Origin of the sequence: Serratia sp. CY37869 (assembly GCF_052168895.1) — a bacterium.
Lineage (GTDB): Bacteria > Pseudomonadota > Gammaproteobacteria > Enterobacterales > Enterobacteriaceae > Serratia > Serratia ureilytica.
The window spans coordinates 266,429-282,423 of sequence record NZ_JBJNLU010000002.1 but is presented as its reverse complement, the minus strand read 5'-3'; the positions used below and the strand labels follow the sequence as shown (position 1 = coordinate 282,423).

Annotated in this window: 14 protein-coding genes, 1 tRNA gene and 3 pseudogenes; 8 read left to right on the top strand and 10 right to left on the bottom strand. The window is 59.5% G+C overall.

Going from position 1 to position 15,995, the window contains the following annotated elements:
• Positions 1-87: 87 nt before the first annotated feature.
• The 3 genes and pseudogenes from puuE to ACJ8J1_RS11550 form a co-directional block, all read right to left on the bottom strand.
• A pseudogene (puuE, locus tag ACJ8J1_RS11560) lies at positions 88-942 on the bottom strand (allantoinase PuuE); the annotation flags it as partial.
• Positions 911-1,778, bottom strand: a pseudogene (locus tag ACJ8J1_RS11555) (aspartate/glutamate racemase family protein); the annotation flags it as partial. The pseudogenes ACJ8J1_RS11555 and puuE, both read right to left, overlap by 32 nt.
• Positions 1,778-2,494 (bottom strand): GntR family transcriptional regulator, encoded by a 717-nt coding sequence (locus ACJ8J1_RS11550; protein ID WP_033642145.1) that lies wholly within the window; start codon positions 2,492-2,494, stop codon positions 1,778-1,780. The pseudogene ACJ8J1_RS11555 and the gene ACJ8J1_RS11550, both read right to left, overlap by 1 nt.
• A gap of 133 nt (positions 2,495-2,627) precedes the next feature.
• On the opposite strand from ACJ8J1_RS11550, the gene ACJ8J1_RS11545 reads away from it, so the two are divergent.
• Entirely contained in the window at positions 2,628-4,124 is a 1,497-nt protein-coding gene (locus ACJ8J1_RS11545; RefSeq protein WP_033642144.1) for an NCS1 family nucleobase:cation symporter-1, read from the top strand.
• A gap of 177 nt (positions 4,125-4,301) precedes the next feature.
• Here the strand turns inward: ACJ8J1_RS11545 and ACJ8J1_RS11540 are convergent, their stop codons facing one another.
• Together ACJ8J1_RS11540 and rfaQ are read right to left on the bottom strand one after the other, a co-directional pair.
• Complete coding sequence (locus tag ACJ8J1_RS11540; RefSeq protein WP_050594406.1) at positions 4,302-5,549, bottom strand: O-antigen ligase family protein; 1,248 nt, start codon at positions 5,547-5,549, stop codon at positions 4,302-4,304.
• Between the two features lie 51 nt (positions 5,550-5,600).
• Positions 5,601-6,761: a putative lipopolysaccharide heptosyltransferase III gene (gene rfaQ / locus ACJ8J1_RS11535; RefSeq protein WP_033642143.1), complete on the bottom strand. Its 1,161-nt coding sequence runs from the start codon at positions 6,759-6,761 to the stop codon at positions 5,601-5,603.
• A 636-nt stretch (positions 6,762-7,397) separates the two neighbouring features.
• On the opposite strand from rfaQ, the pseudogene ACJ8J1_RS11530 reads away from it, so the two are divergent.
• Positions 7,398-7,538: pseudogene (locus ACJ8J1_RS11530) on the top strand (integrase); the annotation flags it as partial.
• A gap of 24 nt (positions 7,539-7,562) precedes the next feature.
• On the opposite strand, the gene ACJ8J1_RS11525 reads toward ACJ8J1_RS11530, so the two are convergent.
• The 3 genes from ACJ8J1_RS11525 to ACJ8J1_RS11515 form a co-directional block, all read right to left on the bottom strand.
• Positions 7,563-7,639: transfer RNA gene (locus ACJ8J1_RS11525), tRNA-Arg, on the bottom strand.
• Between the two features lie 96 nt (positions 7,640-7,735).
• The gene (locus ACJ8J1_RS11520; protein WP_050594405.1) at positions 7,736-8,044 is read right to left on the bottom strand and encodes a hypothetical protein; all 309 of its coding nucleotides are present in this window, start codon (positions 8,042-8,044) and stop codon (positions 7,736-7,738) included.
• Positions 8,041-8,250 carry a hypothetical protein gene (locus ACJ8J1_RS11515; protein ID WP_033642142.1) on the bottom strand — a complete coding sequence of 70 codons (210 nt, stop codon included), beginning with the start codon at positions 8,248-8,250 and terminating at the stop codon, positions 8,041-8,043. Before ACJ8J1_RS11515 ends, ACJ8J1_RS11520 begins: the two co-directional genes overlap by 4 nt.
• 205 nt (positions 8,251-8,455) lie before the next feature.
• Here ACJ8J1_RS11515 and folD point away from each other — a divergent pair, with 205 nt between their 5' ends.
• Together folD and ybcJ are read left to right on the top strand one after the other, a co-directional pair.
• Positions 8,456-9,322 carry a bifunctional methylenetetrahydrofolate dehydrogenase/methenyltetrahydrofolate cyclohydrolase FolD gene (gene folD, locus ACJ8J1_RS11510; RefSeq protein WP_004940177.1) on the top strand — a complete coding sequence of 289 codons (867 nt, stop codon included), beginning with the start codon at positions 8,456-8,458 and terminating at the stop codon, positions 9,320-9,322.
• A gap of 10 nt (positions 9,323-9,332) precedes the next feature.
• The gene (gene ybcJ, locus ACJ8J1_RS11505) at positions 9,333-9,545 is read left to right on the top strand and encodes a ribosome-associated protein YbcJ (protein ID WP_033642141.1); all 213 of its coding nucleotides are present in this window, start codon (positions 9,333-9,335) and stop codon (positions 9,543-9,545) included.
• 58 nt (positions 9,546-9,603) lie between these two features.
• Here the strand turns inward: ybcJ and cysS are convergent, their stop codons facing one another.
• Positions 9,604-10,989 (bottom strand): cysteine--tRNA ligase, encoded by a 1,386-nt coding sequence (gene cysS, locus ACJ8J1_RS11500; protein WP_033642140.1) that lies wholly within the window; start codon positions 10,987-10,989, stop codon positions 9,604-9,606.
• A gap of 309 nt (positions 10,990-11,298) precedes the next feature.
• On the opposite strand from cysS, the gene ppiB reads away from it, so the two are divergent.
• The 4 genes from ppiB (at position 11,299) to purK (ending at position 14,264) form a co-directional block, all read left to right on the top strand.
• Positions 11,299-11,793, top strand: coding sequence for a peptidylprolyl isomerase B (gene ppiB / locus ACJ8J1_RS11495; protein WP_016928800.1), 495 nt, complete (start codon positions 11,299-11,301; stop codon positions 11,791-11,793).
• A gap of 10 nt (positions 11,794-11,803) precedes the next feature.
• A complete protein-coding gene (locus ACJ8J1_RS11490; protein WP_033642139.1) occupies positions 11,804-12,526 on the top strand; it encodes a UDP-2,3-diacylglucosamine diphosphatase in 723 nt (240 codons plus the stop codon).
• A 149-nt stretch (positions 12,527-12,675) separates the two neighbouring features.
• The gene (purE, locus tag ACJ8J1_RS11485; protein WP_004940188.1) at positions 12,676-13,200 is read left to right on the top strand and encodes a 5-(carboxyamino)imidazole ribonucleotide mutase; all 525 of its coding nucleotides are present in this window, start codon (positions 12,676-12,678) and stop codon (positions 13,198-13,200) included.
• Complete coding sequence (gene purK / locus ACJ8J1_RS11480; protein ID WP_004940189.1) at positions 13,197-14,264, top strand: 5-(carboxyamino)imidazole ribonucleotide synthase; 1,068 nt, start codon at positions 13,197-13,199, stop codon at positions 14,262-14,264. Before purE ends, purK begins: the two co-directional genes overlap by 4 nt.
• A 64-nt stretch (positions 14,265-14,328) precedes the next feature.
• On the opposite strand, the gene ACJ8J1_RS11475 is transcribed toward purK, so the two are convergent.
• On the bottom strand, positions 14,329-15,735 hold the full coding sequence (locus ACJ8J1_RS11475) for a sugar porter family MFS transporter (protein WP_033642138.1): 1,407 nt from the start codon (positions 15,733-15,735) through the stop codon (positions 14,329-14,331).
• Between the last annotated feature and the right edge of the window lie 260 nt (positions 15,736-15,995).

Sequence of the window (15,995 nt, the reverse complement as noted above, 5' to 3'; positions counted from 1 at the left end):
AGCACTGGAACGAGCTGAGCGGCAGCGTTATTGGCCATATGAAAACACGCTGCGCAGTGGAACCGACACAGCGCCGCCAGGCATGCGTCATGTTCCCGGGTACGGATGGGTCTCGCGCCAGTGGTCCGCTATCTGCTGCCGCGTACAGACCCACACCCGTTCGTGTTGCTGGATATAATCGAGAAAACGCTGCAGCGCGCGAAAACGCCCCGGCCTGCCCAGCAGACGACAGTGCATCCCCACCGACATCATCTTCGGCGCCTCCTCGCCCTCAGCGTACAGCACGTCGAAGCTGTCTTTCAGATAGGTGTAAAATTGCTCGGCGGTATTAAACCCCTGAGCGGTGGCGAAACGCATGTCGTTGGCGTCCAGCGTGTAAGGAACGATCAGGTGCGGCCGACGGCTGCCGTCGCCGCACGCCACTTCGCTCCAGAACGGCAAATCATCGCCGTAATAATCGCTGTCATAATCAAAACCGCCCTGCTCCACGACCAGTTGCCGAGTGTTGGGGCTATCGCGCCCGGTATACCAGCCGGTAGGCGCTTTGCCGAACAGGTCGGCCAGCACTTGCACCGCTTTTTGCATATGCTCACGCTCCTCAGCGATATCCATATGTTGATAATGGATCCAGCGCCAACCATGGCTGACCACATCGTATTTCGCCGCTTTGATCGCCGCGACAATCTCCGGCTGGCGCGCCAGCGCCATCGCCACGCCGAAGACCGTCAACGGCAGGCCACGCCGGCTGAACTCGCGGTGGATCCGCCAAAAGCCCGCCCGGCTGCCGTATTCGTACAGCGAATCCATCGACATATGGCGCGCCGGATAGCTGGCGGCGCCGATAATATCGGAGAGAAACTGTTCCGATCCCGCATCGCCATGCAGCACATGATTCTCCGCACCCTCCTCGTAATTGAGCACGAACTGCACGGCAATCCGCGCGTTGCCCGGCCAGCGCGCATGCGGCGGATCTCCGGCGTAGCCTCGCAGGTCACGGGGGTAATTCTCATCGACAATGACCATTCTTCATCCCTTTAAAATAGATTTAACGACTGAAATTGACCGCTTAACGCTTTGGTTTCGGGATAGGCCAAGTCCCCTTGTTTGCTGGTCGATAACCCCAACGCCACCAGCGACTCCACCATTTTTACCGCCGCGCTGACGCCATCAATCACCGGCGCCCGCAGCTCGCGGGTCAGTTCCTGCGCCAGCGTCGCCATTCCGCCGCAGCCGAGCACAATCGCCCCGCAGCCATCCTCTTTCAGAGCACGGATGCAGCGCTCGCGCACTTTCTCCTGCGCCAGCCCGCTGCCGTCCTCCAGCGCCAGCACCGGCAAGTCAATGGCGTGCAGCGCCGCGCAATGCTGATGAAAACCGTACTGATGCAGCAGGTGGCGGGCGATAATCAGCGTGCGCGGTAACGTGGTGACGATCGAAAAACGGGTCGCCACCATCGACGCCATATGCATCGCCGCTTCCGCAATGCCGATCACCGGCCCCTGCGCCAGCTCGCGCGCGGCCAGCAATCCCGGATCGCCGAAACAGGCGATCACATGACCGTCAACGCCCTGCCGTCGCCCCGCCCTCACCTGTTCCAGCACGCCGATCGCCGCGATGGCTTCGTCAAAGTGCCCTTCAATGGACGGCACCCCGTCGCGCGGACACACCGCCAGGATCTCGGTGCCCGGCGCGGCGGCGGTGCGCGCGGCAGCGGCGATGGTGTCGGTCATCGCCTGACTGGTGTTGGGGTTGATAACCTGTATGCAAACAGAAGACATCACGGCTCCTTGTAACCGGCGAACAGCCGGGAAAAATCGGGCAGGCTGACGCCATCGCGCTCAAAGCGCAGGCTGGCGACAATATGATCAAAATGGCGCATCAGGGCGTCGCTCAGAGGCTGCAGCGCTTTATCCCGCAACAAACCGACCAACTGCTGATGATCGTCGCAACGGCCCCCCTGCCGCCACGGCGCGCCCCAGGTGGCGATGACCAGGGAAGAACGCTGGCAAAGACGCGTCACCATGTCGGTGATAACCGAATTGCCCGAGATCGCCTGCAGCTGAATATGAAAATCGGCGGAATAGCGAATCGCCGCCGGGCCGTCGTAAGCCTCATGCACCTGCTGTTCCAGCTGAATAATGCGCTCCAGTGCCGCCAGATGGGGCGCCCGACAGCGGGCGATAATATCGGGAAGGTTGGCGACCTCCAGCAGCGCGCGCGTGCGGAAGATAGCCTGCGCCTCTTCCACCGTCGGGCTGGCGACATATGCACCACGTTTGGGCTTCAGGCTAACCATTTGCACAGCGGCGAGTCGTTGCAGCACCTTACGGATGCCGGTGCGGCTCACGGCAAACACGTCGGACAACGCCTCCTCCGGCAATTTGCTGCCCGGTGGCAGCTGATGCTCGACAATCGCCGTCATCAACGCCTGATAAATGGTTTCATCTTTGTCCTGCAGCGCTGGCGCGGCCTGGAGACAATGTTCAGTATTCATTCACCCACTCCGGTTTCACCTATCGATAGCAAAATCGTATACATAACGCTCGGTTTCTGTATGCAAAATCAGCCATTGTGGCCTGGATCCTGCAATAGCCTCAGCAATCCACATAACAAGAGGAGCAGGTTTCATGCCACATTCAACACACATGCATCAGGTTTCGGCCAAAGACGCGACCGCCGGCTACAGCCCGCGACTATGTAATGAAGATCTCGCGCCGACGCGCGACCAAAACTGGAGCTGGTACAACATTTTTTCATTCTGGATGTCGGACGTGCACAGCATGGGGGGCTATGTGGTCGCGGCGAGCTTTTTCACGCTCGGGTTGGCCAGTTGGCAGGTGCTGCTCTGCCTGCTGATCGGCATTTGCATCGTACAGCTGTGCGCCAACCTGGTGGCGAAGCCAAGCCAAATGGCCGGCGTGCCCTATGCAGTCATCTGCCGCCAGGCGTTTGGCGTCTTTGGCGCCAATATCCCGGCGGTGATCCGCGGGCTTATCGCTTTCGCCTGGTATGGGATCCAGACCTACCTTGCGGCCAACGCCCTGATGCTGGTGCTGCTCAAGTTCTGGCCGTCGCTGTCCACGCTCACCGGAAGCGGCTTCCTCGGCCTGTCGCTCCTGGGCTGGCTATGCTTCGCCACCATGTGGCTGCTGCAGGCGATGGTCTTTTGGCACGGCATGAACGCCATTAAGCGCTTCATCGATATCGCCGGGCCGGCAGTCTATGTGGTGATGCTGGCGCTGGCGGGCTGGATTGTATACAAGACCGGTTTTGACGGGATTTCCTTTACCCTGGCCAGCAAATCGCTGACCGCCGGGGAGCAGACCTGGCAAATGATCACCGCCACCGCGCTGGTGGTCTCCTACTTCTCCGGGCCGCTGCTCAACTTCGGCGATTTCTCCCGCTACGGCAAAAACATGGGCGAGATCCGCCGCGGCAACCGCTGGGGCCTGCCGTTCAACTTCCTGCTGTTCTCCATCGTCACCGTAGTGATTGTTTCCGGTACACAATCGCTGTTTGGCCACATGATCACCGACCCGATTGAAACCGTCAGCCGCATTGGAAACGATCTGGCGGTCGCCATTGGCCTGCTGACGATGATCACCGCCACCATTGGCATCAATATCGTGGCCAATTTCGTCTCGCCGGCCTTTGACTTTTCGAACTGTTCGCCGCAGAAAATCAGCTTCCGCACCGGCGGGATGATTGCCGCCGTTGGGTCGATTCTGCTGACGCCGTGGAATTTGTTTAACTCGCCGGAGCTTATCCACTACACCCTCGACGTGCTGGGCGCCTTTATTGGCCCGCTGTTCGGCATCCTGATCGCCGATTTTTATCTGATCAAACGCGGCCAGGTATCCGTGGACGATCTGTTTGATGACACCCCGAAAGGCAAATACTGGTACCGCAACGGTTTTAACCCGAAAGCCATTGCCGCGCTGCTGCCGTCGGTGGCCATTGGCCTGATCATCAGCTTTATTCCGGCCCTGCACCAAGTGGCCAACTTCAGCTGGTTTATCGGCGTCTTCCTCGGCGCGACCGCCTACCGCTGGCTGGCCCGCGATGAGCGCACCGCCGTGGCCGGTCCGGCGTTCCGGGCGAAGGTGATGGCGCAAAAAGAGTAATTCCGCCCACAGCAAACTGCGTCGGAAGGGAAAAAAGCCATCCGCAACCGTGCCGCCCCGGCGTTAACGCCGAGGCGGCCGTTGTGAGCGAACCAGTCGGCCGCTGGCTTTTCACCGATGCGCGGAGGAGCGCTGAGCGCCGCGATCAAGCGCGTATTTTCGAAGCACTTCAACCCCCTATCGCATCTGGGGTTGAGGCAAGTCTGCATGAAGAGACGGCGGAGTGGTGAGGGAAAGCCCGGCCAGCAAGGCGGCGATAATGACAAACAGGTGCCCTTCGGACGAGTCCAGCAGGAATGAATTGAACAGATGGCAGGCCATGTAGCTGCTGAGCACCGCAACGAACAGATTTCGGCGCGCCGGCGGCAAGCGCCAGGCGACGCGGTAGCAACTCCACATCCAGGTGAGGAACACCATCAATCCCAGCAAACCGCTCTGCACCGTTTCCAACAGGTATTCATTGTGCGGATTATGCACGCCATAGCCGGTGGATGGATTGCCGTACCAAAAGCTGCCGGCGCCGTTGCCCAGCAGCGGGGATTGCTTTATCAGTCGCAGGGCTTCGCGGGCGAAGGCGGTGCGTTGCCCCATGGAGTTGTCGCAGGCCGCATAAGCCGTTTGGGCCGGGGCGAAAACGCACCCCTGAATTTGCTGGACGCCCAGCGTCAGGCGCTCCATGGCGCGATTGGGGGTCATGACCAGCATCACGACAGCCAGTATGCCGCAGGCGAGCACGGCCACTTGCTGCTTGCGCCGGAGGGTAAGCAATAACCAGATACCCATGCCAACGGCCAATGCCACATACCCGGTACGCCCCTGCACCATCAGCAGAACATTAACCGTCGCCAACAACACCAGTCCCGCATACCCCCAGCGCCGTTTTCCGCTACAGGCAAAAGCACGCGACAACCAGACCAGCGCCGCCAGCGCCATAAACACGTTTTGGGTGATTTGCAGCTTAAACACCGTAGGGTTGTCGGGGTTCAGCCCGCCCAATGTGACATGGCCAAGCCCGCTCATGAAGCTGATGGCCAATATCGCGGCATTGGCCCACAAAAAGCCGCGGACAAATTGCGTCATCAGCCGCGAGTCGGCCAGAAAGAACAGCGCCAGCGGCAGGACATACAGCAATTTTTGGTATTTGCCGACCATTTTGGGGCCGTAGGCGTGAGCATGCGTCAGCAATGACAACGCCAGCAGCGCAAATATCAGGGCCGGCAACCAAACCAGGGGATGACAAACCAGTGCAGCCCACGGCCGGATATCGCGCAGCCAGAGCAGACAGACGACAACCAGCCCCAGTGAGATATTCATCAGGGGATTGGAGGTCGGGAGGGAGGCTCCCAGCAAAAAGGCGGTAAATGCAAACAACCGTTGCTGAAGGGGCGTTTGTATCGACGAGGAAACTGCTGAGTTGAATAGCATCGTGACGTACTCATTGATAAGAGAAAAAACACGGTGGAAGGCCGCGCAGGATTAACGCTGCGCAGACCCGACGAGGGATGCCAGTTGCCTGTTAACCGCCTGTATCACATCGCCGGCCGGGATGGCCGCGAGGTAACGCTCGCAGGTGTTGGTGTCAACGGCGTCCGGGGCGGGCAGCGGACGATAGTCTCCGGCCCACAGCAACGTGTGGGGCGCCTGCCACGGGGACCATCGCGTGAGGTCGCTGGGCCCGAACAGCACCACCGAGGGCGTATTCAGCGCGGCGGCCATGTGCATCGGCACCGAATCGACCCCGATAAACAGCCGCGCCCGGTCAATCAACACCGCGAGCTCCGGCAGTTCCAGACGCCCGGCCAGATTAATCACCCGCCGCGGTAACAGGCAGCGGGCCATAATGGCGCTTATCATGGCGGCTTCATCTTGCGTGCGTCCGCCGGTGAGCACCACCGTTCTGCCCTGGGCGGTCAGGTGGTTAATCACGGCGCTGAATCCGTCCACCGTCCAGGTCTTGAAAGCCCAGCGTGCGGTCGGCTGTATCAGCACAAAATCGGTCAGGTGATGGCGTCGACTGAGCCGGTCAACGTCATCCACATCAGATTGCCGCCAGGCCTGCGTCACCTGCGTGATTGTCGTGGGCAAGGCCAGTGGCGCCAGAATGCTGAGATTATTCAGCACGGTGTGCTGCGCCGGGCCGGCAACGTCGACCAGTAGCGAATGGCAGGCCCGCCAGAGTCGATTGTCGCGTTTGGGGTAGCGAAACCCCAGACTGAAGGTCGGTTTGAGAAAACGGCAATACAACGCCGCCCGCCACTGATCGGAGAGGTTGATCACCAGATCGTAATGGCCGGTCCGCAGGCTGTTCCATAACGCATATTCGCCGCGGTATTGCGCTTTCAGCCCTTGGCGCTTGAGCTCTCGATCCACGGTAAAGGCCAGATAAACATCCTGATTGCCGGCCAGCATCGCCTCGGTGCCGTCATAGACCAGCACATCGATCAGCGCATTGGGGTAGTTGACGCGCAATGTGCTGAGCACCGGCGTCATCAACAGGACGTCGCCAAAGTGGCGCAGCTTGATGACGAGAATGCGTTGCACGCTATCCCGGTGCAAAAGCGCATTGGGCACCCGGCGATCGGGGAGTGTGGCCAGCGGGGATGCGGGGCGTTTGCCGGTGGTGCGATGGGCATTCATGGTTCGTCGCCTCAGAAAAATACAAAAGGCCGCTGCAGGGCCGAAAGAGTCCGTGAGGATAAAAATAGCGCTGCGCCACGGTTCGAAAACCCGAGAAGGCTGCAGGGAGAAAACGCCGTTCTCTCTGCCGTGCTCCCTGAACCGTCAATCTCGTTATCGCGGGAAAGCGGGCGATTAGCAGACGTTCTCGTCATGGCTGAGTACGGGGGTTTTATCCTGATAAATTGTCGAGCGCTACGTGGTATTCACCGGATGAATAAAGAGTTACCGCCGAATAATATCCTGCCCGATCTTAACGGCGACCGTGCAGCAAAGATAATTGGTTGTGCAGATCAATAAGATCCTACCGATCGTTGAAAACGATCAATCCTTTACAAATTGCAGGGTTACCGAGAAAACTCCTAACCCATTGAGGTTATTAATGTCTTTTATTGCTGCAACGTACGGCGCGTGCTGAACTCACTCCCCGACCGGAGAGCCCGGTGCGGGAAGTGAACCATCGTCAGCGAATAAACGTGGGAGGGAGAAATAGGAGTTTTCACCGGTGGAACAGCGGCGCCGCGGCCGGATACCTAATCACTCGCCAAGCGCAGAAATTGCACGACCGTCGAAAAGCTGAGCTTTGGAGAATAGACCGGCTGGGTGAGCATCGAAATGGTACAGCGATACGCTCACCTTACACCGAACCATCTCACTGAGCATGCGAGGCAAATTGATGCGATTTTCGGAGGTTTAGTCCCAAATCTGTCCCATGATGAAATTGGAAAGACGGGATGAAAGGCGTAACTCATTGATACTTAATGGCACGCCCTATAGGATTCGAACCTATGACCTACGGCTTAGAAGGCCGTTGCTCTATCCAACTGAGCTAAGGGCGCATTGAGATGCGGCAACCTGTGGTTGCGGGTTGCGATTATACGGTCAGAGGTTAGCGAGTCAATGCCTTTTCATGACGTTACGGCGGCGACGGTGCTTTATGGCGTTTTTTCCGCCAGCGCCCGTGCGGCGGCCCGCGCTATGCTGCGTTGCGCCAGGCCGACAGCGGTATCGCCTGGCGTGCGTCCGGCCCCTTGCCGCCCATCGCCCCGCCGCAGGCAAAGGCGCACGGACTGAACGACCGCCGTAATGTCGCCCCAATCGGCATGCTCAACCACCTGCATGTTGCAGGTCGCCTCCCCTCTTTTCCCCGGAGCGGAGTCAGGGCGTGCGCTGTTTAAAGAAGCCTGGCTCCACGGCGCCCAAGCCAGCAATAGCGCGCACCCTACCCATGCGCTGCCGTTCATGCGCACAGCTTCCGCCACAGGGCGCTCAGGCGCGCCCGCCACGACGGCGTCGCCTGGTGCTGACAAAGCTGATGCAGCGCGTTGAGTTGCTCACTGTCCGCCGGATGCAGCGAAGAATCGAACACCGTCTCGCCAACGTGCTTAGGCTGCGCCGGTTGCCGATCAGGCTGATGATGCAACGGATAAAGCCGGGTTATCGCTCTCATGATCCTGCCCTCTTTCGCCCTGTGTATGGCCCCAGCGTATGCAAATGCCGGTAAAAATGGCGTAGAGGTTCCTGAAGCCGGCATAAAAAAAGCGTAAATCGGTCTCGCCAACGGCGGCGAGGGTGATTCTGCGCCTGACAGCGCGCTCAGCTTCTGCCAGAATAGCGGCATCCCCGCTTTTCTTAATTGATGGATTTCCACACTGATGTCAGCAAAGATTATTGATGGTAAAACGATTGCGCAGCAGGTTAGAAACGAAGTGGCTGAGCAAGTGAAACAACGTCTGGCGGCCGGCAAGCGCGCGCCAGGGCTGGCGGTTGTGCTGGTCGGCGAGAATCCGGCTTCGCAAATTTACGTCGCCAGCAAGCGCCGCGCCTGCGATGAAGTCGGCTTCCTCTCCCGCTCCTACGACCTGCCCGCTGCCACCAGTGAAGCCGAGCTGCTGGCGTTGATCGACCAGCTGAACGCCGATGAGGAAATCGACGGTATTCTGGTGCAGCTGCCGTTGCCGGCCGGCATCGATAACGTCAAGGTGCTGGAACGCATCCATCCGGACAAAGACGTCGACGGCTTCCACCCGTACAACGTCGGCCGCCTGTGCCAGCGCGCGCCCAAGCTGCGCCCATGCACGCCGCGCGGCATCGTCACCCTGCTGGAGCGTTATAACATCGATACCTACGGCCTGAACGCCGTGGTGGTCGGCGCGTCCAACATCGTCGGCCGCCCGATGAGCATGGAGCTGCTGCTGGCCGGCTGCACCACCACCGTCACCCACCGCTTCACCAAGAATCTGCGTCATCACGTCGAGAACGCCGATCTGCTGGTGGTGGCGGTCGGCAAACCGGGCTTCATTCCGGGCGACTGGATCAAACCGGGCGCCATCGTAGTGGACGTCGGCATCAACCGCCTGGAAAGCGGTAAAGTGGTGGGCGACGTCGATTTCGACGCCGCCAGCGAGCGCGCCGCCTACATCACCCCGGTGCCGGGTGGCGTTGGCCCGATGACCGTGGCTACACTGATCCAAAATACCTTGCAGGCCTGCGAGGAATATCACGACGTTCAACCTAAATAAGTAAGGCAGTATGGAAATTTTCAATCTGGACAATCATCCCCATGTCGAACTGTGCGATCTGCTGAAGTTCCAGGGCTGGTGTGAAAGCGGCGGCGCCGCCAAAGAAGTCATCGCCGAAGGGCAGGTGAAAGTCGACGGTAAGGTCGAAACCCGCAAGCGCTGCAAGATCGTCGCCGATCAGGTGGTGGAGTTCGGCGGCGGCAAGGTCATGGTTAAACCCTAACCCGCAGCCATAGAAAAAGGCGCTGAATTCAGCGCCTTTTTTGTTTCCTTCTGCCGGATTACTTACGGCGCCAGGTGGTGCCCTGCGGGCCGTCTTCCAGCACGATGTTCATCTCGTTCAAGCGATCACGCGCGGCATCCGCCAGCGCCCAGTCCTTGGCGGCGCGCGCTTCGTTACGCTGTTTGATCAGCGCTTCGATCTCCGCCACTTCACCGTCGTCAACCTGTGCGCCCCCTTGCAGGAACTGCTCCGGCTCCTGCTGCAGCAGGCCAAGCACGTTCGCCAGCTTGCGCAGTTCCGCCGCCATGCCGCTGGCCGCCGCCATGTCTTCCCCCTTCAGGCGGTTAACCTCGCGCGCCAGATCGAACAGCGCCGAGTAGGCTTCCGGGGTGTTGAAGTCGTCGTCCATCGCTTCGCGGAAGCGGGCTTCGAACGCCTCGCCGCCGGCCGGCGCGGCATTGGCGTCGGTGCCGCGCAGCGCGGTATAGAGGCGCTCCAGCGCGGTGCGCGCCTGCTTGAGATTCTCTTCACTGTAGTTCAGCTGGCTGCGATAGTGGCCGGACATCAGGAAGTAACGCACCGTCTCCGCATCGTAATGGCCGAGCACGTCGCGAATGGTGAAGAAGTTATCCAGCGATTTGGACATCTTCTCTTTGTCGATCATCACCATGCCGGAGTGCATCCAATAATTGACGTACGGGCCGTCGTGGGCGCAGCTCGACTGCGCGATCTCGTTCTCGTGGTGCGGGAACATCAGATCGGAACCGCCGCCGTGGATGTCGAAGTGGGTACCCAGCTGTTTGCAGTTCATGGCGGAGCATTCGATGTGCCAGCCCGGACGGCCCGGCCCCCACGGCGACTGCCAGCTCGGCTCGCCCGGCTTGGACATTTTCCACAGCACGAAGTCCATCGGGTTGCGCTTAACGTCGTCGATCTCCACGCGCGCGCCGGCCTGCAGCTGCTCCAGATCCTGGCGCGACAGCAGCCCGTACTGCGGATCGCTGTCGATGGAGAACATCACGTCGCCGTTGCTGGCCACATAGGCGTGATCGCGATCGATCAGGCGCTGGGTGATCTCAATGATCTCGGCGATGTGTTGGGTCGCGCGCGGTTCGCTGTCCGGGCGATCGATCAGCAACGCGTCGAAGTCAGCATGCATTTCCGCCAGCATGCGTTCGGTCAACTGGTCGCAGGTCTCATGATTTTCCGCCGCGCGGCGGATGATTTTGTCGTCCACGTCGGTGACGTTGCGCACGTAGTTCAGCGAATAGCCGAGATAGCGCAGGTAACGCGCCACCACGTCGAAAGCGACAAAGGTACGACCGTGGCCGATGTGACACAGGTCATAGATGGTTACCCCGCACACGTACATGCCCACTTTCCCGGCATGAATGGGTTTGAATTCCTCTTTTTGACGACTCAGGGTATTAAAAATCTTTAGCATCGGGAGATTCCGTGGTGTGCGTGATAACAAAAAAGATAACCGGGCTTCAGGTTTAACGCCCGGTAGCGTATTGAAACCTGAAGCCTGATCTATTGCAAGGTTAAGGCCATGCTTTGCTGACTTCACGCGAAGAAAAAGCGCAAAATTCGCCGGCCGGCGCAAATGTTATAATATAACACAAATACAATTACCACAGACAGTGCGCGGTTGAGCCGCTGCTGACTCGCTGGGGCGGATATGTTATAAGGGCGGTCTGAATGTTCACTCGCTTTACGTGACGTCTCACTTCACCTTGTTAGGATTAAAACTATGGTTACTTTCCACACCAATCACGGCGATATCGTTATCAAGACCTTTGCTGACAAAGCGCCGGTTACCGTTGAAAACTTCCTGAACTACTGCCGCGCCGGTTTCTACGACAACACCATCTTCCACCGTGTGATCAACGGCTTCATGATCCAGGGCGGCGGTTTCGAGCCGGGCATGAACCAGAAAGCGACCAACGCGGCCATCAAGAACGAAGCCAACAACGGTTTGAAAAACACCATCGGCACCCTGGCAATGGCGCGCACCAACGATCCGCACTCCGCCACCGCACAGTTCTTCATCAACGTGGCTGACAACGACTTCCTGAACTTCCGCGGCGAAAACGTGCAGGGCTGGGGCTACTGCGTGTTTGCTGAAGTGGTTGAAGGCATGGACGTGGTCAACAAGATCAAAGGCGTGAAAACCGGCCGCAGCGGCATGCACCAGGACGTACCGGTAGAAGACGTGGTGATCAACAGCGTGACCGTCAGCGAGTAATCGCGGCTGCATGAGTACGCTGTTCATCGCAGATCTGCACTTGTGCGCACAGGAACCGGCAATCACTGCCGGTTTTCTGCGTTTTTTACGGCGCGAAGCGGTGCACGCCGACGCGCTGTACATCCTCGGCGACCTGTTTGAAGCCTGGATCGGCGACGACGATCCCGAGCCGCTGCACGCGGAGATCGCCGCGGCGCTGAAAGCGCTGCAACAGGCCGGCGTGCCCTGCTATTTCATCCACGGCAACCGCGATTTTCTGCTCGGCAAGCGCTTCGCCCGCGCCAGCGGCATGCAGCTGCTGCCGGAAGAAAAAGTGCTGGAGCTGTACGGCCGCAGGATCCTGATCCTGCACGGCGACACCCTGTGCACCGACGATCAAGCCTATCAGCAATTCCGCCGTAAAGTGCACAACCCGCTGATTCAAAAACTGTTCCTCGCGCTGCCGCTGCGCTGGCGACTGAAGATCGCCGCCAAGATGCGCGCCCGCAGCCAGCAATCCAACCAGTACAAGTCGGACGCCATCATGGACGTCAACCCGCAGGCGGTCGAGCAAACGATGCTGCGCCACGATGTGCACTGGATGATCCACGGCCATACCCATCGCCCGGCGGTGCATCGGCTGGCGTTGAGCAACGGCGAAGCCCATCGCGCGGTGCTGGGCGCCTGGCACGTCGAAGGATCGATGATCAAAGTCAGCGCCGACGCCGTCGAGCTGATCCAATTCCCGTTCTGAGTTCCGCACTGGCACGCGGGTGAAAATTCGCGCTTTCGCCGGTGAAAACCGGCGACGCAACCGTTTTCCTTACCGTGCGCTCATGGTATGCTCTACGCCCTCATTCGGCCCTCAGCCGACGCCAGACAAATCACAGGAGCCTTACACCCATGGGAGCCAACGCCGCTTCAGCCGCCAATGCCGGGGCTAAAATCGCAATTGTAATGGGATCGAAAAGTGACTGGGCCACCATGCAGTTCGCCGCCGAAGTCCTGACCCAGCTCGATGTCCCCTTCCATGTCGAAGTCGTTTCCGCTCACCGCACGCCGGACAAGCTGTTCAGCTTCGCCGAGCAGGCTGCCGCCAACGGCTTTGACGTGATCATCGCCGGCGCCGGCGGTGCCGCGCATCTGCCGGGCATGCTGGCGGCGAAAACGCTGGTGCCGGTGCTGGGTGTGCCGGTGCAAAGCGCCGCGCTGAGCGGCGTGGACAGCCTCTACTCCATCGTGCAGATGCCGCGCGGCATTCCGGTGGGGACGCTGGCGATCGGCAAAGCCGGCGCCGCCAACGCCGGGCTGCTGGCGATGCAGATCCTGGCGCTGCACGATGCCGCCCTGGCGCAGCGTTTGGCGGACTGGCGTCAGGCGCAGACTGAAGACGTTTTGAACCACCCCGATCCGCGGGAGGACGCATGAAGCCGGTTTGCGTATTGGGCAACGGTCAGCTGGGGCGCATGCTGCGCCAGGCCGGCGAACCGCTGGGCATCGCCGTCTACCCTGTCGGCATCGATGCCGAACCTGAGGCGGTGCCGTATCAGAACAGCGTCATTACCGCCGAGATTGAACGCTGGCCGGAAACCGCGCTGACGCGCGAACTGGCGACTCACAGCGCCTTCGTCAACCGCGACATCTTCCCGCGTTTGGCGGATCGCCTGACGCAAAAGCAGCTGCTCGATCAGCTCGGCCTGGCGACCGCGCCGTGGCAGCTGCTGGCGAGCGCCGCCGAATGGCCGCAGGTGTTCGCTGCGCTGGGCGAGCTGGCGATCGTCAAACGCCGGGTCGGCGGCTATGACGGCCGCGGCCAGTGGCGCCTGCGTCCGGGGCAGGAAGCCGAACTGCCGGCCGATGCCTATGGCGAGTGCATCGTCGAGCAAGGCATCAATTTCTCCGGCGAAGTGTCGCTGGTGGGCGCGCGCGGCCACGACGGCCGTTCGGTCTTCTACCCGCTGACCCACAACCTGCATGAAGACGGCATCCTGCGCACCAGCGTGGCGCTGCCGCAGCCCAATCCGGCGCTGCAGCAACAGGCCGAGCAGATGCTGGCGGCGATCCTGAACGAGCTGAACTACGTCGGCGTGATGGCGATGGAGTGCTTTATCGTCGGCGATCGGCTGTTGATCAACGAACTGGCGCCGCGCGTGCACAACAGCGGCCACTGGACGCAAAACGGCGCATCCATCAGCCAGTTCGAGCTGCACCTGCGCGCCATCCTCGGCCTGCCGCTGCCGCAGCCGGTGGTGAGCACGCCGTCGGTGATGGTCAACCTGATCGGCACCGCCGTCAACGAACAGTGGCTGTCGCTGCCGCTGGTGCATCTGCACTGGTATGAGAAAGAGGTGCGCCCGGGCCGCAAGGTCGGCCACCTCAATCTGAACGACCCGAGCGCCGCCGATCTGCGTCAGGCGCTGCAGGCGCTGGCGCCGCTGCTGCCGGGCGAATACCAAAGCGGGCTGGCCTGGGCACAGCAGAAGCTGGCTTAACGGTTTACACCGCCGAAAAGAAGAAGGTTCAGCCCAGGCTGAACCTTTTTTATTGCCGCAAAGATCAACGCGAGCCGATATTACGCAACGGTTTGCCGGCCATCAGATTGCGCTCAATGTGTTCCAGTGAAATATTTTTGGTTTCCGGGATCAGCGCCAGCGTGATGAAAACAAACAGCACGTTAAGCCCCGCGTAAACCCAAAAGGTGTGAGCGCTGCCCAACGAATTCAGCATGGTCAGGAACGTCGCCCCCACGATCATATTGGCTATCCAGTTAGTGGCGGTGGAACAGGTGATGCCGAAATCGCGGCCTTTCAATGGCTGGATCTCTGAGCACAGCACCCAAATCAGCGGGCCGGCGCTCATGGCAAAACCGACGATAAACATCAGCAGCATGACGATGGCGAAATATTGCTCCGCCGCCGAGTTCATGCCGATGTTCATCATGGTGCCCAGCGCCCCCATGCCGACGGCCATCACGATAAACCCAAGGATCAAAGTGGGCTTGCGGCCCCAGCGGTCAACCAGCCCAATAGCGATAAAGGTGGCCAGCACGTTGACCAGACCGACGATCACCGTGCCCCACATCTGCTGTTCCGTACTGGCGAAGCCCGCCAGACCGAAAATCTTCGGCGCGTAATACATGGTGACGTTCATCCCGGTAAACTGCTGCATCACCTGAAGAAGAATGCCAAGGAAAACCGCGCGGCGGAAATTTTTATTGCCTTTGAACAACGCCCAACCGCTTTGCTTCAGTTTGAGGCTTTCACGAATTTCATTCAGCTCATACTGCGCCTGGGCACTGCTGTCGCGCAGCTTCTCCAACACCTGACGCGCTTGCTCATGGCGATTACGCGAGGCCAACCACCGCGGGCTGTCAGGCAAAAAGAACACGCCGACCAACAACAGCCCGGCCGGGATGGTGATGACGCCCAACATCCAGCGCCAGGCGCCGGTATAGCTGAATGCCGTATCAGACAGGTAAGCGGCCAGAATGCCGATGGTGATCATCAATTGATACATCGAGATCATGCTGCCGCGGATTTTCTCCGGCGCGATTTCAGAAAGATAAATCGGCGCGGTATAAGAAGCGATCCCCACCGCCAATCCCAGCAGAATACGTGAAACGATCAACACCTCCACGTTGGGAGCGAACGCAGAACACAGCGATCCCGCCACGAAGAGGATTGCGCCGATCATCAAACTGTATTTGCGCCCCAGCCGGAAGTTCATCCAGCCGCTGCCGATGGCGCCGACGGCGGCGCCAAACATCATTGAGCTGACCACCCACTCCTGCTGAGAGCTGGTGATCTGAAAAGTATCGGTAATAAACGGCAGGGCGCCGGCGATCACGCCGATATCAAGACCGAACAGCAGGCCGGCCAAGGCGGCTAAAAAACAGACGAAAAAAGTCATGCCGACATGAGTCGGGCTTTTCTCCGCCGGTGTCACTTTGACGGTATCGCTCATACAGCCTCCAGGAGAAAACGGTCATCAGTGTGCGACATGATAGGAGGCAATGCGTCGGAGATAAGTGAGTGCGATCACATTAGTGAAAACGGTTACATTCCATTAAATCTTTTTAGGCCGTTTTTTATGGCGGATGAATTCACTTAATACATGCGTAACCCTCTAAATCAATGCGTAAAACAGGCGAGGTCAGCCAACTATCCGCTACACCGATGACCAATGGCAAACGTATCGATATGACATAAATGTAATCGATTTCA

Excerpts from the sequence above, each read along its gene's own strand:
- ACJ8J1_RS11520 (WP_050594405.1), bottom strand. The coding sequence starts at position 8,044 with ATGAACGGCAGCGCATGGGTAGGGTGCGCGCTATTGCTGGCTTGGGCG.
- purE (WP_004940188.1), top strand. The coding sequence starts at position 12,676 with ATGGGAGCCAACGCCGCTTCAGCCGCCAATGCCGGGGCTAAAATCGCA.
- folD (WP_004940177.1), top strand. The coding sequence starts at position 8,456 with ATGTCAGCAAAGATTATTGATGGTAAAACGATTGCGCAGCAGGTTAGA.
- ybcJ (WP_033642141.1), top strand. The coding sequence starts at position 9,333 with ATGGAAATTTTCAATCTGGACAATCATCCCCATGTCGAACTGTGCGAT.
- ACJ8J1_RS11550 (WP_033642145.1), bottom strand. The coding sequence starts at position 2,494 with ATGAATACTGAACATTGTCTCCAGGCCGCGCCAGCGCTGCAGGACAAA.
- ACJ8J1_RS11515 (WP_033642142.1), bottom strand. The coding sequence starts at position 8,250 with ATGAGAGCGATAACCCGGCTTTATCCGTTGCATCATCAGCCTGATCGG.
- ACJ8J1_RS11490 (WP_033642139.1), top strand. The coding sequence starts at position 11,804 with ATGAGTACGCTGTTCATCGCAGATCTGCACTTGTGCGCACAGGAACCG.
- ACJ8J1_RS11475 (WP_033642138.1), bottom strand. The coding sequence starts at position 15,735 with ATGAGCGATACCGTCAAAGTGACACCGGCGGAGAAAAGCCCGACTCAT.
- ppiB (WP_016928800.1), top strand. The coding sequence starts at position 11,299 with ATGGTTACTTTCCACACCAATCACGGCGATATCGTTATCAAGACCTTT.
- ACJ8J1_RS11540 (WP_050594406.1), bottom strand. The coding sequence starts at position 5,549 with ATGCTATTCAACTCAGCAGTTTCCTCGTCGATACAAACGCCCCTTCAG.
- purK (WP_004940189.1), top strand. The coding sequence starts at position 13,197 with ATGAAGCCGGTTTGCGTATTGGGCAACGGTCAGCTGGGGCGCATGCTG.
- ACJ8J1_RS11545 (WP_033642144.1), top strand. The coding sequence starts at position 2,628 with ATGCCACATTCAACACACATGCATCAGGTTTCGGCCAAAGACGCGACC.
- cysS (WP_033642140.1), bottom strand. The coding sequence starts at position 10,989 with ATGCTAAAGATTTTTAATACCCTGAGTCGTCAAAAAGAGGAATTCAAA.
- rfaQ (WP_033642143.1), bottom strand. The coding sequence starts at position 6,761 with ATGAATGCCCATCGCACCACCGGCAAACGCCCCGCATCCCCGCTGGCC.